General features: G+C 54.1%; 25 protein-coding genes. 15 read left to right on the top strand and 10 right to left on the bottom strand.

Translation table 11 applies throughout. The annotated features are described in order from the left end of the window. Positions 1-3 precede the first annotated feature (3 nt). Positions 4-1,122, bottom strand: a complete 1,119-nt coding sequence (locus Q371_RS10390; protein WP_034339897.1) for a YjgN family protein — start codon at positions 1,120-1,122, stop codon at positions 4-6. A 99-nt stretch (positions 1,123-1,221) separates the two neighbouring features. Here Q371_RS10390 and acpS point away from each other — a divergent pair, with 99 nt between their 5' ends. Beyond that, entirely contained in the window at positions 1,222-1,611 is a 390-nt protein-coding gene (gene acpS, locus Q371_RS10385; RefSeq protein ID WP_034339893.1) for a holo-ACP synthase, read from the top strand. A gap of 9 nt (positions 1,612-1,620) precedes the next feature. Here acpS and Q371_RS10380 read toward each other — a convergent pair whose 3' ends face one another. The 4 genes from Q371_RS10380 to Q371_RS10365 form a co-directional block, all read right to left on the bottom strand. Then, entirely contained in the window at positions 1,621-2,838 is a 1,218-nt protein-coding gene (locus Q371_RS10380; RefSeq protein ID WP_034339891.1) for a class I SAM-dependent RNA methyltransferase, read from the bottom strand. 2 nt (positions 2,839-2,840) lie between these two features. Then, positions 2,841-3,671, bottom strand: coding sequence for a hypothetical protein (locus Q371_RS10375; RefSeq protein WP_034339889.1), 831 nt, complete (start codon positions 3,669-3,671; stop codon positions 2,841-2,843). 272 nt (positions 3,672-3,943) lie between these two features. After that, positions 3,944-5,839: a biosynthetic arginine decarboxylase gene (speA, locus tag Q371_RS10370; RefSeq protein WP_034339887.1), complete on the bottom strand. Its 1,896-nt coding sequence runs from the start codon at positions 5,837-5,839 to the stop codon at positions 3,944-3,946. A 199-nt stretch (positions 5,840-6,038) separates the two neighbouring features. After that, a complete protein-coding gene (locus Q371_RS10365; protein WP_051964056.1) occupies positions 6,039-6,515 on the bottom strand; it encodes a DUF192 domain-containing protein in 477 nt (158 codons plus the stop codon). Between the two features lie 175 nt (positions 6,516-6,690). Between Q371_RS10365 and Q371_RS10360 the strand changes: the two genes are divergently transcribed. Further along, positions 6,691-7,476, top strand: coding sequence for a DUF4037 domain-containing protein (locus Q371_RS10360; RefSeq protein WP_034339884.1), 786 nt, complete (start codon positions 6,691-6,693; stop codon positions 7,474-7,476). A gap of 56 nt (positions 7,477-7,532) precedes the next feature. On the opposite strand, the gene Q371_RS10355 is transcribed toward Q371_RS10360, so the two are convergent. Next, on the bottom strand, positions 7,533-9,731 hold the full coding sequence (locus Q371_RS10355; protein ID WP_034339881.1) for an ATP-dependent helicase: 2,199 nt from the start codon (positions 9,729-9,731) through the stop codon (positions 7,533-7,535). A 144-nt stretch (positions 9,732-9,875) separates the two neighbouring features. Between Q371_RS10355 and Q371_RS10350 the strand changes: the two genes are divergently transcribed. The 7 genes from Q371_RS10350 to Q371_RS10320 all read left to right on the top strand — a co-directional run bounded on the left by Q371_RS10350 (position 9,876) and on the right by Q371_RS10320 (position 14,909). Continuing rightward, a complete protein-coding gene (locus Q371_RS10350; RefSeq protein ID WP_034339878.1) occupies positions 9,876-10,238 on the top strand; it encodes a roadblock/LC7 domain-containing protein in 363 nt (120 codons plus the stop codon). Positions 10,239-10,357: 119 nt separating this feature from the next. Beyond that, positions 10,358-10,825: an Rrf2 family transcriptional regulator gene (locus Q371_RS10345; RefSeq protein WP_034339876.1), complete on the top strand. Its 468-nt coding sequence runs from the start codon at positions 10,358-10,360 to the stop codon at positions 10,823-10,825. 197 nt (positions 10,826-11,022) lie between these two features. Beyond that, positions 11,023-11,439, top strand: a complete 417-nt coding sequence (locus Q371_RS25600) for a DUF4395 domain-containing protein (RefSeq protein WP_051964053.1) — start codon at positions 11,023-11,025, stop codon at positions 11,437-11,439. A 70-nt stretch (positions 11,440-11,509) separates the two neighbouring features. Continuing rightward, on the top strand, positions 11,510-12,475 hold the full coding sequence (locus tag Q371_RS10335) for an ABC transporter substrate-binding protein (RefSeq protein WP_034339874.1): 966 nt from the start codon (positions 11,510-11,512) through the stop codon (positions 12,473-12,475). A gap of 8 nt (positions 12,476-12,483) precedes the next feature. Beyond that, positions 12,484-13,431, top strand: coding sequence for an aliphatic sulfonate ABC transporter substrate-binding protein (locus Q371_RS10330; RefSeq protein ID WP_034339872.1), 948 nt, complete (start codon positions 12,484-12,486; stop codon positions 13,429-13,431). Next, positions 13,432-14,247 (top strand): ABC transporter permease, encoded by an 816-nt coding sequence (locus tag Q371_RS10325; RefSeq protein ID WP_051964049.1) that lies wholly within the window; start codon positions 13,432-13,434, stop codon positions 14,245-14,247. It abuts the gene before it with no gap. Beyond that, positions 14,244-14,909 carry an ABC transporter ATP-binding protein gene (locus tag Q371_RS10320; RefSeq protein ID WP_051964047.1) on the top strand — a complete coding sequence of 222 codons (666 nt, stop codon included), beginning with the start codon at positions 14,244-14,246 and terminating at the stop codon, positions 14,907-14,909. Before Q371_RS10325 ends, Q371_RS10320 begins: the two co-directional genes overlap by 4 nt. A 67-nt stretch (positions 14,910-14,976) precedes the next feature. Here the strand turns inward: Q371_RS10320 and Q371_RS25595 are convergent, their stop codons facing one another. From Q371_RS25595 to Q371_RS10305, 3 genes are all read right to left on the bottom strand, one after another. Then, complete coding sequence (locus tag Q371_RS25595) at positions 14,977-17,823, bottom strand: caspase family protein (RefSeq protein ID WP_169743827.1); 2,847 nt, start codon at positions 17,821-17,823, stop codon at positions 14,977-14,979. Between the two features lie 164 nt (positions 17,824-17,987). Beyond that, the gene (locus Q371_RS10310) at positions 17,988-19,667 is read right to left on the bottom strand and encodes a glycerol-3-phosphate acyltransferase (protein WP_034339870.1); all 1,680 of its coding nucleotides are present in this window, start codon (positions 19,665-19,667) and stop codon (positions 17,988-17,990) included. A 103-nt stretch (positions 19,668-19,770) separates the two neighbouring features. Further along, positions 19,771-20,862, bottom strand: coding sequence for an acyltransferase (locus tag Q371_RS10305; RefSeq protein WP_034340001.1), 1,092 nt, complete (start codon positions 20,860-20,862; stop codon positions 19,771-19,773). A 271-nt stretch (positions 20,863-21,133) separates the two neighbouring features. Between Q371_RS10305 and Q371_RS10300 the strand changes: the two genes are divergently transcribed. The 4 genes from Q371_RS10300 to Q371_RS10285 all read left to right on the top strand — a co-directional run bounded on the left by Q371_RS10300 (position 21,134) and on the right by Q371_RS10285 (position 23,684). Continuing rightward, complete coding sequence (locus tag Q371_RS10300) at positions 21,134-21,889, top strand: alpha/beta hydrolase (RefSeq protein ID WP_034339868.1); 756 nt, start codon at positions 21,134-21,136, stop codon at positions 21,887-21,889. A gap of 179 nt (positions 21,890-22,068) precedes the next feature. Continuing rightward, positions 22,069-22,497, top strand: coding sequence for a 50S ribosomal protein L13 (gene rplM / locus Q371_RS10295; protein WP_034339867.1), 429 nt, complete (start codon positions 22,069-22,071; stop codon positions 22,495-22,497). Continuing rightward, a complete protein-coding gene (gene rpsI / locus Q371_RS10290; protein ID WP_034339865.1) occupies positions 22,497-22,883 on the top strand; it encodes a 30S ribosomal protein S9 in 387 nt (128 codons plus the stop codon). The genes rplM and rpsI overlap by 1 nt, the downstream gene beginning before the upstream one ends. A 174-nt stretch (positions 22,884-23,057) precedes the next feature. Further along, positions 23,058-23,684 carry a protoglobin domain-containing protein gene (locus Q371_RS10285; RefSeq protein WP_051964035.1) on the top strand — a complete coding sequence of 209 codons (627 nt, stop codon included), beginning with the start codon at positions 23,058-23,060 and terminating at the stop codon, positions 23,682-23,684. Positions 23,685-23,700: 16 nt separating this feature from the next. Here the strand turns inward: Q371_RS10285 and Q371_RS10280 are convergent, their stop codons facing one another. Further along, positions 23,701-24,165, bottom strand: coding sequence for an Lrp/AsnC family transcriptional regulator (locus Q371_RS10280; protein ID WP_034339862.1), 465 nt, complete (start codon positions 24,163-24,165; stop codon positions 23,701-23,703). A gap of 194 nt (positions 24,166-24,359) precedes the next feature. On the opposite strand from Q371_RS10280, the gene Q371_RS10275 reads away from it, so the two are divergent. Both Q371_RS10275 and Q371_RS10270 read left to right on the top strand, forming a co-directional pair. Then, on the top strand, positions 24,360-24,761 hold the full coding sequence (locus Q371_RS10275) for a thiol-disulfide oxidoreductase DCC family protein (protein WP_034339859.1): 402 nt from the start codon (positions 24,360-24,362) through the stop codon (positions 24,759-24,761). Positions 24,762-24,778: 17 nt separating this feature from the next. Continuing rightward, on the top strand, positions 24,779-25,519 hold the full coding sequence (locus Q371_RS10270) for a YqjF family protein (RefSeq protein ID WP_034339995.1): 741 nt from the start codon (positions 24,779-24,781) through the stop codon (positions 25,517-25,519). Positions 25,520-25,532 lie beyond the last annotated feature (13 nt).

Below are 25,532 nucleotides of genomic sequence, written 5' to 3'. Positions count from 1 at the left end.
GACTCAAAGTCCGATGTCAAAGTCCATGAACCCTGCTGCTGCATCACCAATGGCATTGTCTTCCTGAGAAGAAACCGCCACCAGTCCATCCAGTGCCCCTGCAGGCGCAATCACCCCAATCCGGCTGATCACGTATTTCAGGTAACGGATTTTGGCCCATGGGCTCAAGAGGCCCAGAGACACCACAATGGCCAGAATGTTGACCAGTTGGATTTTGATCAGGGTCCAGTGGTTGATCCGGCTTCTGAAACGGATTTGCCCGTCGTTCAGGGAGGTGTTGTCCAGCGAGTGGTTGAGCAGTTGGGCATAGATGTATTGTTGAAGGCCGACACCCACCAGCAACATGACCAGATAGGCCAGACCCGTCACCACCAGAACAATGATGCTTCCCACATTGGCCAGAATGGAATCAGGGTCTGCCCCACTCAAAATGGCCCCAAACACCGAAGTGAAAGCAATGAGTGTGAAAATGGCGGTCATCCCGATGCTGATGCCGTAGGCAATCAGGTAAACCACATAAAACCTGCCCACATCTCCCTTGAACTGGGACTGTGCAGCGCCCAGAGAGACATTGTCCAGCAGGTATCTTCTCTGGTAATAATGCACCAGCGGAAAAAGCAATCCCAGAGAAGGTGGCACCAGCAAGAGCCACCAAAGGTAATACTTGTAAGCATCGGAAAGGGAGCCCCAGAACTTGAAACGGATGTTGCGGTACGCCGAACTGCTGGCCATGAACCGCATGGACTTGTACATCAAGTAGGGGTAAAACAATCCAAAAATCCCCAGCAACACATACATCCAGACTTCCTGATACAACTGCGAGAAGTAATAGCAGGCAGCTGCGATGGCCACCAGAATGTTGCCCTTCAGGATGGCGATGGGGTCTCCAAGGTACTCAAAGCTCTGGCCATCCACAACGGTGTTGGAATACAGGTACTGTCTGGCCCGGACCTTGGCCCACGCTGCATAAACCCCGAGGGTGATGACACTCAAAAACAGATTGACAATCCAGATCCTGAAGTACTCGTTGGCCGTGCCAGTGAACTGGATGCGGTGCAATTTGGACAGCGACTGGTCAGGGTCTGCGTAAGACCTTGGCTCATCAAGCATCAATTCATTCATTTCACGTACTCCTCACACAATGGTAACAAAAGCAAACTTTGGTGGATGTGAGCAGGTTTGATGCAGGAGGTCAAAACAGATTGAAGTATAGTCAGGACCATGATTGTGGCCATCGGCACCGACCTGATTGAAATCCACCGCATCCGCAAAGTGCTGGAACGGGAAGGCGACCACTTCCTGCACAAGATTTTCACCCCAGAGGAACTGCATTACTGCCTGAAAATGGCCGACCCTGTTCCCTCTCTGGCCGCACGTTTCGCTGCCAAAGAGGCCTTCCAGAAAACATGGTTTGAGGGACACAGCTGGCAAGACGTGTGGGTGGTGCGTGATGCCACACCAGACGGCCCTTTTCCCTTTTCCAGACCTTACCTCAAGTTCAGTCCACAGGTCACACACATCATGCAGGAAAACCTCTGGGTGGCCCACCTGTCCCTGACGCACACCAAGGAACACGCCCAGGCCATGGTGATACTGGAGCAGCAAGCCTGAAGGACAGGGTTAACGTTGCAGCAAACTTAAAACTTCCACATGGGAGGTGTGTGGATAAAAATCCCATGGGATGGCCTCTTGCAATTTGAATCCCCATTCGCCCAGTTGCTTGACATCTCTGGCCCATGTGGCTGGATCGCAAGAAACGTACACCAGCGTGTCGGCCTGACTTCTTCCAAGCATCTCAATGACCTCAGGGGTCAAACCTGCTCTGGGTGGATCCAGCGTGATGGTGCCATACCCGAGGTTCATGCGCCGGGCATCGCCCCTCTGGAATTTGACGTTTTTGATCTTCAGGCGTTCCGCATCTTTTTTGCCCCGGTCCAGACTTTCCTGATTGATGTCCAGAACGGTCACTTTGCCGTAGTTGCTGGCAAGATGGAACCCCAGAGCGCCACTGCCCCCATACAGGTCGAGGGCCGTCTCCCCTGCTCCAGCCAATTCGGCGGCCTCCAGGAAAAGTGCCCCTGCAGCCTCTGGATTGACCTGTGCAAAACTGCTCACCATCACAGAGAGGGCATGCTTGCCGTATTGCTCCAGGATGGACGGTTCGCCCCAGACCAGCTTGGCTCCATGCTGAAATCGGTACTTGCCCGGTCTAGCATGGGAAACCCCATGCAAGCCCAGATCTGCCAGATACAATGCAGCTTTCTGGTAATCCTGAGGGGTGCCTTCTCCAATCAGGGCAGCTAGGGTTTCTCCAGTCAGGATGCTGGTTCTGAACACCACTTCATGGGCTGCCCCCAGTTTTGCAGGGTCCACGGTTCTGAGCAGGCGATCAATCCGGTCATGGGCGATGGGATCTGCACGCAAGGTGCGTTTCTCATGGCTGCCCCGTTCGCGGTAAAAAAACCGTCCCGAGTCGATGCCATACTGGGCCACCGTGCGGTAATGCCACTGGCTCGGGCTGGGCTGGGTTTTTGACACCTGCATCTGGATTTTTCCAATGCGGTTCAGGGCATCTTGCACAATGCCCTGCTTGTAGACCAGTTGCGCCTCGTAGGTCGCATGGGCCAGATTGAGGGTGGGGGGAGCATCCAGAGGGTCTGTGCGGTCTGCTGAAGCTTCCAGAACACGCACAATCCGGGCGGTTCGGATGGGTTTTTCCTGAAAGACCTGCACATCCAGCACTTCGCCGGGCAGTCCAGCTTCGACGAGCACCACACCTTGTTCACTGCGTGCAAGCCCGAGGCCACCCGCGATGATTTTTTCGATTTTGACGATCAACTTTACTCCTTGAAGTGCATGTCGCCGGCTTGCGCCAGAATTTTCAGGCGCTCCTGGCTCTGGTCGCCTTGCAGACCAGACACACCATGCTGCTCCATCAGTTTACGACCCGGGATCAGGTAAATGTACTTCTGGCCATCTCCAGCCCCTTTGTCTTCTTTCTGGCTGAGGTCAAAAAAGGCCTGATCCACACCTGCAGCCTGGAAAAATGCTTTTTCCTGCTGCAAAAATTCTTTGAACCGCTTGAACGCCGTGTTCATCTGGTCGGTGGTGGGAGGGGTGCCTGTGGTGCTCTTGAACTCGGTTTTGAGGTTTTCCCGGATCTGGTCATCGGTCAGTTGAGCTGCCACAGCAGTGTAATTGCCCTGAAAACCCACCACTCCGCCATCCAGAACCTTGGTTTTGCCTGCCAGAAACCAGTAATTGGCACAGGCAGCCGTGCAGAACTGCTGCACCACCACCGTAACCCCTTGCTTCTGGAGTTTTTGCCCAATCTGAAAAGCCGCACGGTAATCCCCTTTGATGGAGTTCACCTGAACGGTTGTGATCTCTGGGGTGAACACTTTTTCAAAGTCGGTGTAACTGTCTGGTCGGATGGCACCCTCAAATTTCAGGGTGGTGTTGTCCACTTTCTTCCATTGGGGCGTGAAACGGAAACTGGGGGTGCAGTACGCCCTGCCCAGCCCCTGGGTGTCTCGGGCCAGAATGTTGCAACTCAGGGCAGTCACATCGAAGGCAGAAAAGAAGAACAGCAGAGAAAAAATGACCGCAGAAGCTGCCCAGAAGCGTTTGCTGGACAGCAGGTCAAAAAGCCGGGAGCGGGTGAAATCCATTTGCCTGATTCTACCTGAAACCGTTTGCAAAGCTCGGGGTGTGGTCTGGATGGCCGAGAGCCGAGAGCCGAGAGCATCGTGTGATGCGTGTCAGAGATGGTCAAGGGGCTGTAGGGGCGAGCGTGCAGAGAGACCAAATTGCGGTCCCTCGTTTTGCACAAGAAGGCATGCCTCGCCCTGCGTTGCCATCGCAAAAGCTTTCATTTGCCCTTGGCAAATCCAAACAACAAAAAAGCCCCTCGCAAGCGAGAGGCCAGAGCATCAGAACAAGCTCATTCCAGATAGGTGTACCCGAGCAGTTCCTCGGTGTAGGTGGTCCCGAGTTCTTTGGCTTCGGAAGGGGTGAAGTTGCCTTTTTTGCGGGCGGTTTCGATCTGGGCTTCGATGGAGTCGCGCAGGTCGTCTTCTTCGTAACCCATGTTCTCGATCATGCGGCGGGCTTTTTGACCGCGCACAAAGAGGTCGATGCGGTACCCTTCTTCTTTGTCTGCGACCACATGGGCTTCATTGACTTTGCCGAACAGGTTGTGACCGCTCCCCAGCACATCCTGATAGGCTCCAGCAAGGAAAATCCCGAGGTAGTAAGGGTTTCCATCTGGTTCATGCAGGGGCAGGGTGCGTTTCACATCGCGCAGGTCAATGAACTTGTCGATTTTGCCGTCGCTGTCACAGGTGATGTCCACCAGTGTGGCTTCACGGGTGGGACGCTCATCGAGGCGGTGAATCGGAATGATCGGGAACAGCGTGTCAATGGCCCAGTTGTCTGGCAGTGACTGGAACAGGGAGAAGTTGCAGACGTACTTGTCTGCCAGCACACGCGGCAAATCTTCCAGCTCGTCAGGGACGTACTTCATGTCCTGAACGGCCTTGGCGATTTTGCGGATGATGGCATTGAACAGGGCCTCACCACGGGCACGGTCATGCAGACTCAGGTACCCGAGGTTGAACAGGTTGTTCATGGTGTCTTTGTCTGCCACTGCATCGTTGTAAATCTCACGGGCGTTGCGCACGGTGATGTTTTCCATCAGTTGCTCAAGGTCCGTGACGATCTGGTGCTGGTCCTCTTTGCGCTCGGGGATGAAGCTCTGGTCCACATTGGGGCCAGTCACGTCCAAAACAGGGATCACCAGAACAGAGTGGTGTGCAGTCAGGGCACGTCCAGATTCGGACACGATGATGGGTTCTTGCACTTCCATGCGCTGGCAGACTTCTTGAATGGTGTAAACCACGTCTGCGGCGTATTCCTGCATGGTGTAGTTCATGCTGGCATAGAAGGTGGTTTTGGAACCGTCGTAGTCCACGCCAAGGCCGCCCCCGACGTTCAGGTACTTGACGGGCACTCCAGCTTTCACCAGGTTGGCATACACATTGGTGGCTTCACGCACGGCCACTTTGATGCGGCGGATGTCGGTGATCTGGGAGCCGATGTGGCAGTGAATCATGGTGAGGGCATCCAGCATGTCCTCTTCGCGCAGGCGCTCCACCACGTGCAAGAGTTCGGCGGCGTTGAGTCCGAATTTGGCGTTGTCTCCACCGGATTCTTCCCACTGGCCGCTTCCTTTGGCATTCAGTTTGAAACGCACCCCCACCGCAGGCTTGACATTGAGTTCTTTGGACAGGCGCAGCACCCGGTCCAGTTCGCTCATTTTCTCAAGGGTGATGACCACGTTTTTGCCGAGTTTGCGTCCCCATAGGGCCAGACTGACAAAACCATCGTCTTTGAAGCCGTTGCAGCACAGCAAGGCCTCGGGGTGGATGTTCTGGGCCAGACACAGGGCAAGTTCTGCTTTGGAGCCTGCTTCCAGTCCAGTGTGGTAGGAGTAACCTGCTTTGGCGATGGTTTCCACAACCACACGCCTCTGATTCACCTTGATCGGGAAAACACCCTGATACTTCCCCTGGTAATCGTATTCCTTGATGGCTTTTCGGAAAGCCTCGGAAAGACTTTTCACGCGCTCTGCCAGCACCTGCGGGAAACGCAAAATGATGGGCATGCTCTTACCGCGTGCCACGAGCTCCTCAATGACTTCCTCGAGAACGATGGAAAGTCCGCCGGGCAAATCCACTTCCAGTTTGCCTTCGTCGTTGACACGAAAATAACCGCTGGACCAGTAGGGTACCCCATAGAGTTCAGCGGCATCTTGAGGCTTGAATCGGGTGTTTTTCAACGCTAGGTTTCCTCCTTGGCTACAGGGTGATTCCTGATTGCAGAGTTGAGTTTACCACCTTTTCAAAGGGATGATGTCATGATGCTGACAATCGATCCAGACGGGATTTCAGAAGCCTGAAACGAACTTTTGAAACACCTCATGTCTCCAGAGGACACCGCATGAAATCTTCCAGAACCCAAGGGCACCTCCTGAAAAATCAATACTTCAGTTTGTAAGTGACGGTGTCTCCGACTTTGATGCCATTCTGTTTGAACCATCCGATGTTCATTTCGATGGCCCCTATCACAGGTTTGCTGGAGGGGTAGGTCTGGCAGTTGGTGTCGGTGGCTTTGCAAGGCTGCATTTGCAGGATGTCCACAATCACACCTCTGGCATTGAAATAGGCAATGTCCAGAGGAATCAGGGTGTTTTTCATCCAGAAGCTGGCCTGTCTTTCTTGCATGCCCAGCAGGAAAAGCATCCCACTGTTTTTGGGCATGCTGGTGCGGTACATGAGGCCACGTTCGGCTTGCTCTGGAGAGATGGCCGCTTCCAGCAGAACCGTGCGGGAAACTTTGCCTTTGAAGGTGACTTCGGCTTTGCCAAAAGGGACGGCTTCCACTCCAGCAGGGAGTTTCAACTGTGCACTGGCGGTCCCGAGAAACAATGCGGCAAGGAGGAGGGGTGTTTTCATGCTGTCTTTATGCTACTTGCCTTTTCCCTGTAAAAAGATGAAAAACCCTCTTGAGGAATTGCAGAGTTTTGCTTGCCAGCCTTGATGGAACGTTCCAGAAAACCCCGGGCCAGAGGTCTATGTCTTTTTTACACATCAACAACAGATTGCTTATAAAGAGGACAAGGAGCCAGAGATGCAGAATTTACCCGATCCCATCAGACTTTTTCTGACCGACCTCGCCAACATTCCTGAAGTGGAGGCTTTGCTTCTGGCAGGCTCTCAAACCGCTGGAACCACCGATGCCCATTCAGACCACGATGTGTACGTTTATTCCTCGGTGATGGTGCCAGAGGCTTCAAGGCGTGCTGTCTTCGAGAAACATGGCGCACAGATGGAAGTGGGCAACACCTTCTGGGAACTGGAAGACGACGGTTACATTGGAAGGGCTCCCATCGAACTGATCTACCGGTCATGGGAAGGCCTCGAAAACGACATGGAACGCACCGTGGTGCGTTGCGAAGCGTGGATTGGCTACACCACCTGCTTCTGGGACAACTTCATCCATTCACGGATTCTGTTTGACCGGACAGGCAAAGCCAGAGCCCTGCAAGAAAAATACACTGTCCCTTACCCTGATGCGCTGGCCCACAACATCATCCAGAAAAACCTGCCCCTGTTAAAAGCCCAAATGCCCAACTACATCGATCAGGTGACCAAAGCCATCAAACGGGATGACTTTGTGAGCATCAACCACCGGATTGCAGCATTTCTGGCCTCTTATTTTGACATCCTGTTTGCCCTCAACCGGATGCCCCATCCCGGCGAGAAAAAACTCATTCGCATTGTCAAAGCACACTGTCAGACCATCCCAGAGCATTTTGAAGAAGATGTGACTGCCGTGACCTTGCTGAATGTGCCTCTGGAAAGGGTGCCTTTTCACCTGAACCGTCTGGCCGAAGAAATCGAAACCCTGCTCTGATATGAAATCCCCCTCCTGAGGCAACTGGAGGGGGATTATTTTGAATTTCTGGGGCCTCAAGCCCGAGACAAATTGGCGAACTTGGTCATCAGGGTTTTGTTGCCCACCCCTGCAAAGTTGACCGTGATCTGCTGTTTGTCACCGAAACCAGCCACTGCCAGCACCACCCCTTGCCCAAACTTGGGGTGTTTGACTTTTTCGCCCCCCTTGAAACCATCTGGAGCAGCCGAAGGTGCCGTGGATTTGGGGACACTCGGGGCACTCGGGTGGAAACTGGACCAACTGCCGCGTTTTTTGGCACCCGCGGGCTGTCCGTACAGGTCCACAGGGACAAAACCACCTTCAATTTCCTCAAGGAAACGGCTGTCTTCGCAGGCATTGGTTTTTCCGTATTGCATGCGGTTCTCTGCGGCTGTCAGGTACAGGCGGTCCATGGCTCGGGTGATGCCCACGTAAAACAGGCGGCGTTCCTCTTCGAGACCACCGGGTTCCATCAGGCTGTTCCGACTGGGCAACAGGCCCTCTTCCACACCCACAATGAACACCACCGGAAACTCCAGTCCTTTGGCGTTGTGCAGGGTCATGAGGGTGATGCTTTCCTCTGGGACTCCCCCGTTTTCCCGTTTGACTTTTTCATCGTCCACGCTGGAAAGCAAGGCTGCATCATCAAGGAAGTCGGCAATCGAACCTCCTTCGTGCTGCTCGCTCCAGTCGGTGGCTGCGTTGATGAGTTCCTCCAGGTTCTCGCGGCGGTCCTGGCCTTCACGCCCTTCGTTTTTGAGCATTTCCAGGTAGCCTGTGGACTCGATGACCAGTTGCAGGAAGTGGTGGGGTTCGTAGTCCTCCACTTTCTCGTGGAGGTCTTTCATCAGGAGGGCAAACTCTTGGCATTTGTTGGCCCCACGTTCCAGAATGGTGTCTGCCATGCTGGCGGCTTCCAGAAGGGATTTCCTGTGCAGGCTGCCCCAATCCAGCAGTTTCTGAACAGCGGTATCTCCGATGCCTCTTTTCGGACGGCCCACAATGCGCCGGAAAGCCACATCGTCTGAAGGGTTGATGGCCAATCGGGCATAAGACAGGATGTCTTTGATTTCCCGGCGGTCATAGAAGCCCACCCCACCCACAATCTTGGCCGGGATCTGGGAGCGCCTTAAGGATTCTTCCACCACCCGAGATTGCGCGTTGGTGCGGTACAGCACGGCCATGTCGGTGAGTTTGTACCCACGGTGACTCATCAGGGTGATTTGCTGGGCCACAAAGTCGGATTCAAACTTCTGGTCGGTGGCCCGGTAAAACCACACGTCTTCCCCGTCTGGCTTCACAGGCACCAGAGTCTTGTCCAGACGCTCGGTGTTGTTCTCGATGAGTTTGTTGGCGATGGTCAGGACCTTGGCACTTGAACGGTAATTTTCCTGAAGTTTGTAGACCTTGGCATCTGAATAATCCTGTTGAAAGTCCAGAATGTTTTTAATATCTGCGCCCCTGAATTTGTAAATGCTTTGGTCGGGGTCCCCAACGACCAGAAGATTTCTTTCTTTGCTGGCCAGAAGCCTTGCAAATTCATACTGGGCGGTGTTGGTGTCCTGATACTCATCGATCATGATGAACCGTGCCCGAGCCTGAATTTTTTCAAGCACATCCGGGACTTCCCTGAACAGGCGAACGGTTTCGGTGAGAAGGTCCCCGAAATCGATGGCATTCATGCCACGCATTCGGGACTCGTAACGGCGGTACCCTTCGACGGCCACATCTTTTTTGAGGCCAGCCATGAACTCATCCCCTTTGAGGTACAGGTCATCGGGGGTCCAGAGGTTGGATTTGGCCTTGTCGATGATGGAGCGCAGGTACCTCGGGTTGGAATCTTGAGGCATGCCGGGAATGCTGCCCATGATTTCTTTGAGCAGGTCCAGTTGATCGTCGTCGTCGAGGATCACAAAGCCACGTTTGAGTCCGATGCGTTCACCATACGCCCTGAGAATGCGGACGCCTGCAGAGTGGAAGGTGCTCATCCAGAGGTCACCGGCCCCGTAGACCAGTTTCTCGGCGCGTTCTCTCATTTCAGCAGCGGCCTTGTTGGTGAAGGTGACCGCCAGAATTTCTCTGGGGGGAACATGATGGTGCATGATCAGGTGGGCCAGACGGTAAACCAGTGTGCGGGTTTTGCCACTTCCTGCTCCGGCAATGACCAGAGCAGGACCGGTGAAATGTGCGGCGGCCTCTGCCTGATTGGGGTTTAGCTGTGACAGTAAATCCATGTGCCAATTCAGTTTACAGCAAGACGAATGTGAGGTCTGCAAGTGAATGTACCAGGTGTACCTGCCGAGTGACCCCCAAAAGGCTCTACAAAAGTTATACTAGGGGTAAGAAAGTTGGTATTGTATCAAAGGGCGACTGATATCATGAGCAAACAGGAACAACTGCAACACATCATCGATCACCTTCGCAGTGCCATCCCCGAGCTTCAAGGGGTTATGGTGGCCTCTACTGACGGTCTGCCCATCGCATACTCGATGGCCGGCACAGACCCGACCCGCGTGGCAGCGATGGCGGCAACGGCCCTAGGTCTGGGGAAGCGCATCAGTGAAACACTGAACGCCGGAACCCTTAGTGAAACCAGCGTCACTGGTTCAAGCGCACAGATCCTGATCTATGCTGCGGGCACCAAAGGCGTACTGGCTGTGGTTGCACCCAGTTGGTCCAGCGTGGGTCTGATTCACCTGGAAGCCCGTGATGCAACCCGCAAAATCGCAGAGCTGCTGTAACCCAGCCTCTGGCGTCCTGATGGTCTGCCCTGCGGGGCAGATTTTTGTTTTGCCAAATGCGGTCATCAAATGTTGGCAAGCACAATCTACAAGTTCGCTAACCTTGTACACTATAAAATATGCGTCTTTCCACCACCGACATCTACTCGTTTCAAGCCCTCGGGTATCTGGGGATGCAAGAGCTGGACCGTTGGGTCAGCAGCGACGAGATCAGTGAGCACACCGGCATTGCGCGTCCTTATCTGGTTCGCATTCTGGCTTTGCTTTCCAGCAAAAACATCATCAAATCCAAAAAAGGGATTGGCGGAGGTTATGCTCTGGCACGCAAACCTCACCTGATCAGCCTGTGCGAGGTGGTGCGTGCCGTGGATGGTCCGGTGGCCCCCCTGTCTTGCATCAGCCTGAACTGGCATGAAGACTGCCCCGAGGAACCCCGCTGCTTTGCCCGCAACAAAATCTGGCGCAGGATCCGGGATGCCGTTCTGGAAGTGCTGGGCGAGATGACCGTCGCCGATCTGGTTCAGGACTTCAAGCAGGGCAACAACTATTCTTATTGTCTGAACCACCTGCTCCGTCCCAACGTTTGAATTCCCCGCATTGAACTGCACACCTGAAGCCAGAGAGCCTCCCGGTCATCTCTGGTTTTTGTTGTTTGAGTCACAAGCGATTGAGCCCGTTTTAGACAACTCGTGGATGTCTCTTGACCCGAATCGCAGCATTGTTTACAATCCTTGTAAATTGAGTAGTTTACTATTCTACTCAACTATTTAGGAGGGGTTTTCCCATGGACCACAGACCAAGCCTTGAACACTTCCAGCAAAGCAACATGATCGCCCTGACACTGATCGGACTGGCGCTTCAGGTGCCTGTGCTGCTCATGTGTCTGGCCGTTGCGATCCTGCTCGGGGCCATCTCCCCTGCCCACTCTCCTTTCCGTTGGCTGTACAGCAAAATCACTGGAATCCAGTTTCCCAAACCCTCTGGTTTTGATGCCAGCCAATTTGCCCAACTGCTGGGAAGCGCCTTTTTGCTTTCCGCCAGTGTGGCCCTTTTCAGCCAGAACTTCCTGCTCGCCGTGGTGCTTGGAGGCATGGTGGTGATCCTGGCCCTCATCAACCTGACCACAGGTTTTTGCCTCGGTTGCCAGATCTACTACCACCTGAAACTCCAGACCTACCGCCTCCGCCAGAGCAGACAGTAAAACCTCACCCACCTGTGGTGCTCCAGCCTGAGGTCCACGCGGAGCATCGCTTTTTTGAAGGAGCCACCCCATGAAAAAGATCTTCCTGACCGTTCTCCTGATTGCTGGCGCAGCACAAGCCCAGAAAGCCGACTCTGTCCGAATTGGCATCTTCCCCAACGTCACCCACGCCGCAGGTCTGGTGGCCGTCAACCAGAAACTGTTCCAGAAAGAACTGGGCAACGTCAAACTGGAAGTCAAAGAATTTGCCAACGGCTCCCAAATCAACGAAGCTTTCGCCGCTGGTGCCATTGATTTCGCTTATGTGGGACCCGGTCCAGCCATGAACGCTTTCATGCGCGGCGTGCCCATTCAGGTGATTGCAGGTGCAGCACAGGCCGGAGCCGTGCTGGTCTCCAGAGGGGACATCAAAATCACCGGGGTCAAAGGCCTGAAAGGCAAAAAGGTGGCGGTTCCCACCCGTGGCTCTACGCAAGACATCTCTCTGCGTTATATCCTGAGAGAAGCAGGCTTGAAACCCACCGATCAGGGAGGCGATGTCACCATCGTCCCCATCAACCCCGCTGACATGCCTGCTGCATTTGCCTCCAAACAGGTGGATGCCGCTCTGGTGCAAGAACCGTGGGGCGCTGTGCTGGAACAGCAAGGGGCCAAACTGGTGCTGAACGAGCGGCAAATCTGGAAAGGTGGCAATTACACCACCACCGTGCTCGTCGGCAACACCACCTTCATGAAAAACAACCCCAAGATCACCGAAGACATCGTCAAAGGTCACCTTGCAGGCATCAACTTCATCAAACAATCCAATGTGCTGGCCCAGAAAGCCCTCTCCAACGAAATTCACGACATCACCAACGTCCGTCCCGACCAGAAAGTGCTGTTCAAGGCCCTTGCCCGCACCAAAGTGGGCTGGCAAATCCCTCTGGACACCCTCGAAGAGTACGCCGAGTTGAACCGTGACGCTGGCTTTGCACGCACCACCCCTGATTTCTCCCAATTCCTCAACCTGAGTCTGGTCCAAAAACTTGTCAAGTGAGGCCCCACATGAAAAAACTTCTGTTCACAACGCTGCTTTTGATGGGTGCAGCACAGGCCCAAAAAGCCACCACCGTCCGACTGGGATTTTTTCCCAACCTGACCCATGCAGCAGCTCTGGTGGGGCTTGAAAAAGGCTACTTTCAAAAAGAACTGGGCAACGTCAAACTGACTGCCAAGGAATTCATTGCTGGAACCGCCCTCAACGAAGCCTTTGCTGCGGGTGAAATCGACATCGGTTACATTGGCCCCGGCCCTACCATCAACGGTGCCGTGCGCGGTCTACCTGTGCAAATCATCGCAGGGGCTTCCAACGCTGGAGCCGTGCTGGTTGCCCGCAAGGGATCAGGCATCCAGAGCTACAAAGACCTGGCGGGCAAAAAAGTGGCGGTTCCCACCCTCGGAAACACCCAGGACATCAGCCTCCGGCACATCCTCAAGGAGCAAGGCCTGACCGGAAAAGTCACCATTCAGCCTCTGGCCCCTGCCGATGTTGCTGCAGCTTTTGTGTCCAAGCAACTGGATGCGGCTCTGGTTCCCGAGCCCTGGGGTGCTTTGCTGGAAACCCGTGGTGGTGTGCTGATTGGCAATGAAAAAACCGTCTGGCGCAATGGCGATTACCCCACCACGCTGGTCATTGTGAACACCAAATTTGCCAAAGAGAACCCCGAACTGGTCAAAGCCTTCCTGAAAGGCCACCTCAAAGCGGTGAACTTCATTCAGAAGAACGGACCTGCAGCGCAAACCTCCATTTCCAACAAGCTGCTTGAGTTGACCAAAGAAAAAGTGGACCCTCGGGTGTTGCAGCGTGCCCTCAAACGCACCGAAATCACCGTGAATTACGATCTGGATGCCCTCAAAGAGTATGCAGACCTGAACAAAGAAGCAGGATTCATCCGCACCCTGCCTGACTGGAACGCCCTGATCAACACCAGTTACCTGAATGAGGTGAAGTGAGTGCAACGCAGCCTGACCCAAAGTCCAAAACGTGCCACACCCTTATGGGTGTGGCAAATTGTCGGCGTGGCCTTTCTGTTGGGGCTCTGGTACCTGCTGACCAGCGTGCTGAAATTGTGGCCTCCATATGTGATGCCCACCCCTCAACTGGTCTGGGAAGAACTCCGCTATGGTTTTGTTCCCAGTGAGAACCCCAACGATGGACAGTTGATCCATGCGGTTCTGGGCAGCCTCAGGCGGGTGCTTTTGGGATATGTGATTGCCATTGGCATTGGCGTGGTGCTGGGTGTGCTGCTCAGTGCAAATCGCACTTTGCGGGACACGGTCGGCACATGGTTGACCGCCATCCAGAGCATCCCCTCCATTGCCTTTGTGCCTCTGGCCATCCTGTGGTTTGGCTTGAATGAACGGGCCGTGCTCTTTGTGGTGATTCTGGAAGGCACCCTGCCCATCGCGCTTGCGGTCTCCAGTGCCCTGTTGAATGTGAACCCTGCCGTGGTGACAGCAGGCAAGAACCTTGGGGCCAAAGGCTTGAAGCTTTACACCCACGTCCTGCTTCCTGCAGCAGTTCCCAACTTGATCACAGGACTCAGAACCGCCTGGAGCTTCAGTTGGCGTGCCTTGATTGGTGCAGAGCTGCTCACCTCCAACCCTGGTCTGGGACAGGTTCTGGAAACCGGCAGAAACATCAGCAACATGGCTCTGGTGATCGCCACCATCCTGATGGTCGGCATCGTCGGTGGACTTTTCGATCAGGTGCTCAGGCGCTTTGAAAACAGCACCCGCACCCGTTATGGTCTGGAGGTGCGTCAATGAGCACCATCATCAAACTGACTGGCGTAGAGTACTCGTACAACCCCCAGAGCACCGTTGGGCCTCTGGACCTGCAAGTGCAAAAAGGGGAATTCCTGAGTGTGGTGGGTCCCTCGGGAAGCGGGAAAAGCACCCTGCTGAACCTGCTTTCTGAGAACTACAAGCCCACTGCTGGAACACTGGAATTTGCACCCGGAACCCGAATCATCATGGTGCAGCAAGATCCCGGCCTGTTCCCATGGCGCACAGCTTTGCAGAACGTGACTTTTGGTCTGGAGATGCAAGGGGCTTCCCGTTTTGAGCGTGAAGAAAAAGCCAGAGCGGCTCTGGATCTGGTGGGCCTGAAAGGCTACGAAAACCGCCGCATCCACGAACTGTCTGGAGGCCAGAAACAGCGTGTGGCTCTGGCCCGTGCCCTGATCATGAAACCCGACTTGCTGCTGCTTGACGAGCCTTTCTCTGCGCTCGATCCGCACACCCGCAATGCTCTGGGCGAAGAACTGAAAACCATCTGGCAGGAAACCGGACAGACCATTTTGCTGGTGACCCACGACCACATCGAGGCCGAACTGCTGGCCCAGAAAGTGGTGGTTCTGGAAGACGGCAAAATCAAGCATGTGGTGGATGTGCGTCTGGAATCCCAGAAAACAGCCCGTAGGCTCTGAAATCCCATCTTCCATCAAAAGTGAAATCCCGGCCAAGACCGGGATTTTTGGGTTTGCCGTGAGAAGTTCACTCTGGGTCTGCAATCACCCAATCGCTGCTGGAAAGTTGAATGTTCGGAATCTGCTTCCCTCCGGTGAGTTGAGGCACCCTTTCTCCAAGGTAGGCCCCGAGCCTCAGAATGCTGATCAGGCCTTGACTGTTCTGAACGGTTTTCTCGCCCCTGAGGGCTTCAAGGAAGGCCTTGGTGAATGCCCCGTTGCCCCATGAGGTGTCTTCGTAGGCATAAGAGTCTCCGCCCGTGGCTGCGAAAATCACTTTCTTGACGTTGGGTGGGGTGGGATTGGCATTGCTGGTGGTTTCCAGAGCCCGCACCAGTCCGTCCATTTTGGGGTTGGAAATGGCACGCACACCGTTGATGCCTCCGGCCCGGCAAGTGTCCAGAATGACGATGGTGTTGGCCTGCAACCCGGCATAAAACTCGGTGAGTTCATCTTGCATCAGGCCTGTCCTGCGCAGGTACTGGGGGTCGGTGTCGTAGGTGATCACGTAGTAACGCCCGTCCATCTGTTCACCGTGTCCAGAGAAAAATGCGATCACGGTGTCCTCGGGTTTGGCCAGTTTTTGCACCCGGATCATGGCCGCCTGAATGTTTTCCCAGGTGGCTTGACTGTTGAACAGGGAAAAGTCATACACGTTGTTGTAAACAATGCCCTGCTGTTTTTTCAGTTCACCCACGATGTCGGTGGCGTCTTTGACCGAATATTTGAGGAACCGGTCCTTGGAGACATATTTGTACTCGTCGATGCCCACTGCCAGAATGTACAAATTGCCTTGCGGAGTGAACTGGTTTTTGTTGTCTTTGCCGTGGGCCACCGTGAGTTTGTTCTGACCCAGCAAGGTGCCTCCCTGATAAGCCAGGATCTCGATGTTCACGGTTTTGGCATCGGCATCCAGAGGAACCGCCAGTTCATAATCGGTGGCTGCGGTGATCCCAATGGCTCTGGAATTGGTGCCGATGGGCTTTCCGTTCACCGTGATGCGAAATTCCAGATTGGGGACGGGTTTGCTGGTGCGAACCTTCAGGAACACCCAGTTTTCGGCGACCACTGCGCCCGGTTTGGGGTCCAGAATTTCCAGTTGAATCTGGTTGGCCGGAGGGGTCGAGGTGGTGACTGTGGTGTTGGGGGTGTTGGTGTTGGGATTGCTGGGCGGAGCAGCATCCACAAGCAACAAATCCAGGGTGCTCTGGGCTTCTTTGCTGCCTTGAGCAACCGCTTTTCGCAACCATTCCTCGGCTTTCTTGAGGTCTTTGGTGACCCCTTTGCCTTTGAAGTACAGGTAGCCCACCCGGTACTGGGACCACGCATCATCCTGTTCTGCCGCTTTCATGTAAAGATCGAAAGCCTTGCTGGGATCCTCGGGGACACCCGAGCCATTTTCATACATCAAGCCAAGGTTGGAGATGCTGAGCAGGTAATTCTGGTTGGCGGCCTGCTCGTACCAGTAAGCAGCCTTCTGGTAATCCTGCTTGATTCCTCCCAGACCAGCGTCGTACATGTACCCGAGGTTGTTCTGTCCTTTGGGATCTCCAGCTTCTGCAGCCTGCTGAAAGAGGGCAAGGGCTTTTTTGTCGTCTTGCGGTACCCCTTCTCCATTCAAATACATGATGCCCAGTTCTGCGGCCGCGGCACCATAACCTGCTTCTGCAGAACGCCTGTAATATTCAGCAGCTTTGGCGTAATCTTGCTTGACTACCGTTCCAGAGACGTAATAGAACGCCAGGTTGTACAGGGCATATTTGTTGTTCTGGTCTGCTGCTTTCTGGTACCAACCGATGGCCTGTGCATGGTCCTGTTTGACCCCTCTGCCAAATTGGTACAGGATGCCCATGTAGTTCTGGGCCTCATCGTAGTTTTTTGCAGCAGCTTGACCAAAGTATTGAAAAGCTTTGCTGTAATCCTGAGCAGTCCCCAGACCGTAATAGTACATGTAGGCAAGGTTGTAAGGACCATAAAAACTGCCCAGATCCGTGGCTTTCTGGAACAGTTGCAAAGCCTGTTTGTGATCTTGTTGGACGCCTTCTCCATCACGGTACATCAGGCCCAAATTGTTGTAGGCTCTGGCGTTGTCCTTATCAATGGCCAGGTTGTACCACTGGATGGCCTGACGGGCATCCTGGGTCACACCCAGACCGTTCTGGTACATGTAACCCAGTTCGACCAGAGCATCCACCTGTCCCTGCGCTGCAGCTTTCTGAATCCATTTGAAAGCCTCGGGGTAATTGGGGGGATCCAGCAGGTAGCTGTACACATATCCCACGTTGTACTGCGCAGGAGCGTGCCCCTGATCTGCAGCTTTGCGGTACCAGTTCAGAGCCTGCTGGACATCCCGCTTGACCCCATAACCGTTTTCATACATGTACCCGAGGGCATTCTGGGCCTGTGGATACCCCTGATTGGCAGACTTCTGGTAGAGTTCCACTGCTTTGTTGTAGTTGCGTTGGGTGACTTTGCCCAGTTCATAAAAAGTTCCAGTCAGGTACTGGCCTTTGCGGTTTCCCTGTGCACTGGATTTCTGGAACAGTTCAAAGGCTTTCTGATCGCTCTGGGGAACCCCGAGACCATACTGGTACAGCTCGCCAAGGTTGTTGAATGCCAGAGCCACATTCTGCTGGACAGCCAGCTGGTACCAGGTTGCTGCTTGCGTGTAATCCTGTGGCAAGCCTCCAACCCCAAAATCGTAAAGGTAGCCGATGATCGCCTGAGCATAACCATCCCCCTGCCGGGCCAGCGGCAAACATTCCTTGTAAGCCGTGACAAAGTCTGAACTTGCAAAAGCGTCATCGCATTTCTGGGTGTTTGCGGCAGCCCAGCCCGCGAGGCTCAGGGTGATGCACAACAGCAATTTACGCATGGGGCGTTCTCCTTGGTGTGGGTGGGCAGTGTGAAAGACGGCCTTGATGCTGAACAAAGGAACCGTTTTGGGTGATTTTGCACACTCTATTTCCATTATAGAAAAACGCCCCCTGAAGGGGCGTGACGGTGAACGCTCTGGGCCTTTTGGCTTATTCTTTGCGGTCATTCCTCGACGGTGAGGAAACCCAGCCTTTCGGCTTCTTGAACAAAGAAGTTGATGTTTTCACTGAGGGTTTGCTGCCCGAGGCTCTTGCGGTCGTAGGATTCGGTGGCAGCGATGATCAGGGTTTCGGCAAGGCAGGCAGGGACTGCCCCTTTTCCAAAGTGCAGGTTGACGTTGCCGGTCATGCTGCCTGGAGGAACCACCACACCCCCGGGAATCACGCGCACGCCGGGAATCTGCTTGACGCTTTCATCCACATCGGCGGGGCGGCCTTCGTCAAAAATCCAGGTGTTTTCTTTGACATGCTCGGGGAAAATCACCGGATCGGGATCGCTGGTGGCCGTGAAGATGATGTCACAGGTTTTGAGGGAGGCATAGTCCAGAGTGGCTGTGAATTCGGTGCTGGGGTTGGCCTTGGCAAGGGTTTTCATGCTGCGTTCCAGACGCTCCATGTCGCGGCCCAGCAAGATCACTTTGCCCACCTGTGGACTGATGGTCCGTGCAATCCCGAAAGCCACCACACCATTGGCACCCACCACGCCAGCGGTCACTTCTTTGAGATTGCGTCCTTGTTCTGCAAAGTGTTTGAGGATGCCGGGAATGGCGTTTTTCACGGTTCCAGCAGTGTAAGCCCCTCCGTTGGTGATGTGAATCTCTGGAACGGCTTCTTGCACCTCCAGCCCTTTGTTGCCCACGGTGCTCCAGAAAGCCCCGAGGCCAAACACGCTGGCCCCCAGTTCGTGGGCGAGCCTTGCACCCTGAATGGCACGCTGCACAGCCATTTCGGGTTTGTCTCTGAAGAACTCTGGCAAAACTGGGCAGGTGATCAGGTACATGCGGACATCGATGCCCTCAGAGGTTTTGATGCCGCGCAACTCATCCACTTTGACAGGACGCAGTTGCTCGGCAGCCCAGACCACCCATTTGATGGGAATCAGACCCCGATCCACGTAAGGTTTCAGCCATTTGATGCGCTCGGTCTGGAACATGTCCTCGGGGGTCAGGGCGTGAATCATGAATGCCGCCACCCGTTCGTTGGGGTTTTTGCCCCGCATGGGAATTTTTTCGCCCAATCTGGGTTCGGTGCGGTCCATGATGCGCCCGAGTTGTTCTTTCAAACGCCACACAGCCACACCCAGCATGATCCAGAGGAGGAACTTGTACTCTCCCTGAATGGAAGTGAACAGGGTCACCATCAGGGCCAAGAATCCGAGGGCAGACAGGGTGGCCACCACCACGAAACGGGTGTATGCCAATAGACCTGCGAAAACCGCCACCGTCAGGTAAATCAGCAGTTCTGGGAAGGCATGGGCGGCACTCCATCCAGCCAGCACACCCAGCAAAGCCAGATTTCCCCGGCCTCTGGGGGGCACATCAGGAAAAAACTGCTTGGGGGGGAACAGGTGCCCCATGTAAGCCGCAAAACCTGCCAGCACAGCAATTTCAGTCTGTCCGGTGGGCACTGCCAGACTGATGGCAATGAACACCTTGAACACATCGGACAGTCCAGAGAGGAGGGCTGGACCGGGACCCAGCAGGCGCATGACGTTCTCAATCCCGAGGTTGTGGGCAGACACCTCGCGGGGATGGTAACCGTTTTTCTTGATCAGCCAGTAGCCGAGCGGCAAACTGCCGATCAGGTAGCTGAGGGCTGCGACAACAATGGCGGTGATGATCATAAATACCAGCTCAAATGTAGCACGAATGCAAAAACGAATCCTTCAAGACATCACGATGCTTCAAGTGACCCTTCCCTCTGGACAGGCCCTGTGGGGTCGCCGATCAACGCCCAAAAAGCCAGAGGGACAATTTGGTGTTGCGGATGCCATAAGCGATGCCCAGAGGCACAAGCAAGGCAATCACAATATATGCCAACATGGTCAGCACAAAAAGGAAAGGGGACGCTGGATAGCCCAGAGCCTTGAAACCGTCCAACAGAGCCGGGTGGATGAGGTAAATCTGCAAACTGTGTTTGCCCAGAAAGCTCAGGGGGCCTTTGAACCACTGGGGGCCTCTGGCAAAGCTGTGGGCCAGTCCAAAGAGCATCAGGGCAAAGCTGGTGGTGAACACCCAGTAGGCAATGTTGTACTGGTAATTGTTGACTGGAAGTTTGATCATGGCATCGAAAGCGAGAGGAACATAGAATGCGTACCCCATGGCTGCTGCGATGAAGATGTACAGTCGGTAATTGCGCCATGCCCATTCAAATTCTTTGTAACGGCTTCCAAAATACATTCCGAGGGCCAGTGCAGGCATGTACCACCAGACCATGGTGGCTGGGTAACGGAAATCGACAATGGAGGTTTCTTTGTTGAGGAAATACATGCCCAATTGCAAGGCAAAACTGATCACCACAACACGCCAGAAGTGGCGCTGCTTGCGTTTCCAGAGGGGCACGAAAAGCGGAAACAGCACATAAAACTGCAAGGCGATCAACAGAAAGTACAGGTGATAATAGCCTTTCCCATACTGCAACCAGAACAGCCATTTTTCCCAGTCGAGAAAATCTCCGCCGAACACTGCAATCTTGTAGGTTCCATAAAGCAATGTCCAGATCACATAAGGCATCAGGCTTTTCTTAAAGCGTCCCCAATAAAAGCGTTTGACATTGAAGGGTTTCAGCACTGCAGCCTGTGTGAAAACCACAGCTGTCATGAACAAGAAAGCAGGCACAGCAAAATGCAAACTGCGGTTGAGGAAAATCAGCCAGGCATGAAGGTCACTGCCCTGAACAGCGTATCGGATGGAGAAACCCAGCACGTGGTGGCTGACCACTTCCAGAATGGACAGGCCTCTGAAAATGTCAATGGCCTGAATGCGGGTGGGTTTGACTCTGGCAGGTTTGTGGGCAGGGGGGGTTGTTGATGCAGTCACTTTCCATCCTCGCTGGGTGGGGATCATCCGGAACCATCAATGTGAAGTGTGGCTTTCATTTCCTGTGGTGTGGTCACACAGGGAACACCAGAGTTTTAGCACAGGAAGGCAGGTATAAATGCTCCTTGTCAGACTCCAGACCTGAAAGGTGCTGCTTCCAGTATCCCTTTTGATGCATGCACTGGGTGAGAAGTTCCACATCTGGCTGACTGCTCTCAAATGCACGCTGGACAACACATGGGCGGGCGTTTTAACTTAAACTGAGTGCAACATGAAGATTTTTCGTCGGTTTGCATGGATTTTGTGGGTGCTGCTTGGTTTGGCCGTGGGTTACTTGATTCCCACTTTGCAACGTCCTCCCTTGTTGTTGCAACAGGATGCTGTGGTCTCAGCAGTGGCACCTCAAACGTACACCTCCACCTTCAACAAAGATCTGGGAGGTTACATTGACATCCAGCCCAAAACCGAAGTCAAAAGCCTGCTGATCTTCTATCCGGGGGGACTGGTGCGGCCACAAGCCTATGAATGGCTGGGGGTGGCCTTGAGTCCTCTGGGCATTCGAACCATCATTCCCATGTTTCCTTTTGACCTTGCCGTTACCGACCAGAACCGCGCCGAAAAACTGCTGGACGCCATCAAACCAGAGGTTCCGGTGTTGATGGGGGGGCACTCTTTAGGTGGGGCCATGGTTTCCAGTTTTCTGGCCGACCATCCCGGCAAAGCTTCAGGATTGATCTTGATGGCAGCATATCCTCCCAATGGCAAAGACTTGAGCAGACAAAAGCTGCCTGTGCTCACTCTGGCAGCGGAAAAGGACGGTCTTGCCAGCATGTCTGACATCGACAACAGCCTCAAACTGCTTCCGCCGTCCACTCAAAAAGTGGTGATTGAAGGGTCTGTGCATGCTTTTTTTGGCAGGTATGGCCCGCAACAAGGGGATGGGCTGCCCACGGTTTCCAGAGATGTGGCAGAGCAAAAAATCCTCTCTGCAATCACAGCTTTTGTCCAACAAACCCTTGGCAACTGAGAAAACACCAAACACAAGTCTTGATCAGAATCTGCCAGATGTGGTAAACTTCTCGCTAGTGTTTTGTGTGTGGTAGCATCAAAACTCCCGGAGTATGGCACCGGGGCGAATGACCGAGCTTTCCCCGAGGCAACGACGTCAAGAGCCAAAACGCTAAACCCCTTCTTTGGAGTTGAGCGATGTTCAAAACCTACGTGCCTGAAAACCATGATGCAAAATGGGTCCTGATTGACGCTGAAGGTCAAACCCTCGGCCGTCTTGCCACCCAAGTGGCCAGCATCCTTCGTGGTAAAAACAAGCCCACTTTCACCCCCAACGAACTGTGCGGTGACTTTGTTGTCGTGATCAACGCTGGCAAAGTGAACCTCACCGGCGGCAAGCTGGACAAGAAAGTCTACACCCGTTACACCGGTTACCAAGGTGGCCTGAAGACGGAAACCGCTCGTGTGGCTCTGGCCAAACACCCTGAGCGCGTGATTGAGCATGCTGTGTTCGGCATGCTGCCCAAAGGACGTTTGGGCCGCCGCATTCACACCCGTCTGAAAGTCTACGCTGGCGCTGAGCATCCCCATGCTGCCCAGCAACCTGAAAAACTGGAGATCAAATAATGGAACAGTTCTACGGTACTGGTCGTCGTAAAGCCTCCGTCGCCCGCGTGTTCCTGCGCCCTGGCGAAGGCAAAATCGTTGTCAACGGCAAAGACTTCCAACAATACTTCCGTGGTCTGGTGAAAGCCATCTACGCCCTGCAAGGCTTCCGCGAAACCGGAACTTTGGGCCGTTACGATGCCTACATCACCGTCACCGGTGGTGGCCCCAGCGGTCAGGCCGATGCCATCAAACTGGGCATTGCCCGCGCCCTGATTCAGGCCAACCCTGACTTCCGCAGCGCCCTCAAGCCCAAAGGCCTCTTGACCCGCGATGCCCGTGAAGTCGAGCGCAAAAAAGCCGGTCTCAAAAAGGCCCGCCGCGCTCCCCAGTTCTCCAAGCGTTGATTTTTACCGCTTACTCAACACCCCGAGGTTGCTCGGGGTGTTTTTTTGGATCAGGCTTTTCCCTGAAACTTTTACAGGAACATGACGACTGTAACATTTTTTTGACAATTCAGGACATTTGCACATTTGTGCACAAAGCTGATTTTCTTAGCATGGTCCTTGCGAGGAAAAACCATGTCCATCATGACCACCAGTGAAGAACTGCAAAACTTACGTGAAGCCATTCTTGAACAGATGCCCCCCGAAACCCGATTCACCCCTCAGGATGCCAGGGTGCTGCAACAGTACCGCCAGATGTTTCTGGGCCTGTCTGATGCTCTGGTGACCCAGTTTTACGACATGCTTTACCAACACCACCAGACCCGACAAATTTTCACCGAAAATGAACGGGCACAGCGTGAAGTGACCCTGCGCCAGTGGTGGCAAAGGGTGTGCTACGGCCCCATCGACGACCACTTCTGGGACTGGATGACCTTTGTGGGTCTGGTGCATGTGGTTCGGGGGGTGCACAATCCCATGATGATCAGTGCCTGGGGATTTGTGTCCGAAAAGGCGATGGAAAAAGCCAGAGCCTCCCTCCCCCCAGAGCGCGTATATGAGCTGCAAGGCGCGATGGTGCGCTTTGGTCAGACTTTCAGCGCCCTGATCACCGAAAGCTACCTGAGAAACCACCTGGAGATGATTGCAGGGGCCACCGGAACCGATGAGCATCTGGTGGAGCTGCTGGTTCGTCTGGGCAGGCAGGATTTCAAAAACCAGATTCCAGACCTCAAAAGAGATCTGGATCTGGCACACCACTGAATTCTTTGGGCTGAACTTACGGGCGCTTGGGTGCCACAGCCAGCACAGGCCGGTCAATGGGGCTGGAGAGGATCATGCTGGTGTTGACCATGCCGTACATGCTCAGGGCAGACAGCAGTTTTTCAAGGTGTTCGGCACTGGAGACAGCCACTTTGATCATGTGGCTGTCGGATCCAGTGACCACCATGCATTCCATCACCTCTGGGTAGTCTTTGAGGATTTCGGTGACTTTTTGCCAGCGTTCGTTGTTGGAGCGGAAACGGATCAGGGCCTGAAGGTTGAGCCCGAGGAATTTGGGATTGATCTTGACCGAGTACCCCTCGATGCAACCCGAGTCTTCCAGACGGCGCACCCGTTCAATGGTGGCAGGCAGGGAAAGTCCAATGCGCTTGGAGAGGTCAGTGAAAGTCATGCGAGCATTCTCAGTAAGGGCCTGTAAGATCTTAAGGTCTACTGCGTCAAGCTTGTTATTTTCTTGCATACTTCACTCCTTGTTCAAGAACATTTTAACCTATTCTAACCCAAATATTAAGATTTTGCATTTACCGCCTCGGAACTCAGGAGTACCATACAGGGGCTTCATCACCTGAAGCATGCACATCCAACCTTGTACGCTTTAACACCAACCTCCTGCCCTCCTCACGGGGGGCGCTTTTTTGGATGTTATAGTGAGCCATGCAACCAGAGCCGATTGTGCTGTTTGATGGCGTTTGCAACTTATGCAACAATTCGGTTCAATTCATTCTACTCAATGAACGCACCCAAAAACTGCATTTCGCCTCGCTGCAAAGCGAAGTGGGCCAGAGCCTGATTGCACAACACTGGAAGGGCGCAAACCTTCCAGAATCGGTGGTTCTCATTGAACAGGACAGGATTTACGTCCAAAGTGAAGCCGCCCTGCGCATCGCCAAACACCTGAAATTCCCTCTGTCTTTACTCGGTCTATTTGTGGTGGTGCCCCGACCCATCCGGGATGCTGTCTACGACTGGATTGCCCGCAACCGCTACAGGTGGTTTGGCAAACAAGACCATTGCATGCTTCCACGCCCGGAATGGAAATCCCGATTTCTGGGTTGATGAACTCTGGAGGTTCCATGGATTTCTTGAACCACACGTCCCACCGTCCGTGGCCCCTGCCCTCTGGGCCATGGTTGCTGTACATGGAGTGGCACAATTTGCTGTTCCTGCATTATCCCATTGACCCGGAAGTGCTGGCTCCCCACATTCCAGAGGGCCTGACCCTCGAAACCCACCATGGCTTTGCATGGCTGAGCGTGGTCCCTTTCCAGATGAAGAAAACCCGGCCCAGAGGTGTGTTTTCTGTGCCCTCTGTTTCTGACTTTCTGGAACTCAACCTGCGCACTTACGTTTCAGCAGAAGGCAAACCCGGCGTGTTCTTTTTCTCGCTGGATGCCCAGAGCCCTCTGGCGGTTCGGGGTGCCCGGATGGGGTTTCATTTGCCTTACTTTGATGCCCGGATGCGCTGGGAAATTCAAAATGGCCGCACAAGGTACCTGAGCACACGCACCCACACAGGGGCAACCGCAGGGGATTTTGAAGCCTTTTACAAACCCCTTTCTCCTCTGCCCAGAGCTGCAAAAGGCTCTCTGGACCACTGGCTCACCGAAAGGTACTGCCTGTACAGTGCAGACAAGCAAGGCCGGATTTACCGCTGTGACATTCACCATGAACCGTGGCCATTGCAGGCCGTGCAGGTTCAGGAAAAACACAACACCCTTGGGAACCTGCTGGGCATGCAACTCATGAAAGCCGAACTGGCCCATTACGCTGCATGCCTTCCTGTGGTCGGATGGGGTCTGGAAAGGGTGCACTGACTCTGCTGATCCA

It is taken from the genome of Deinococcus misasensis DSM 22328 (genome assembly GCF_000745915.1).
Classification (GTDB): domain Bacteria; phylum Deinococcota; class Deinococci; order Deinococcales; family Deinococcaceae; genus Deinococcus_C; species Deinococcus_C misasensis.
This window is presented reverse-complemented; position numbering and strand designations above follow the sequence as displayed.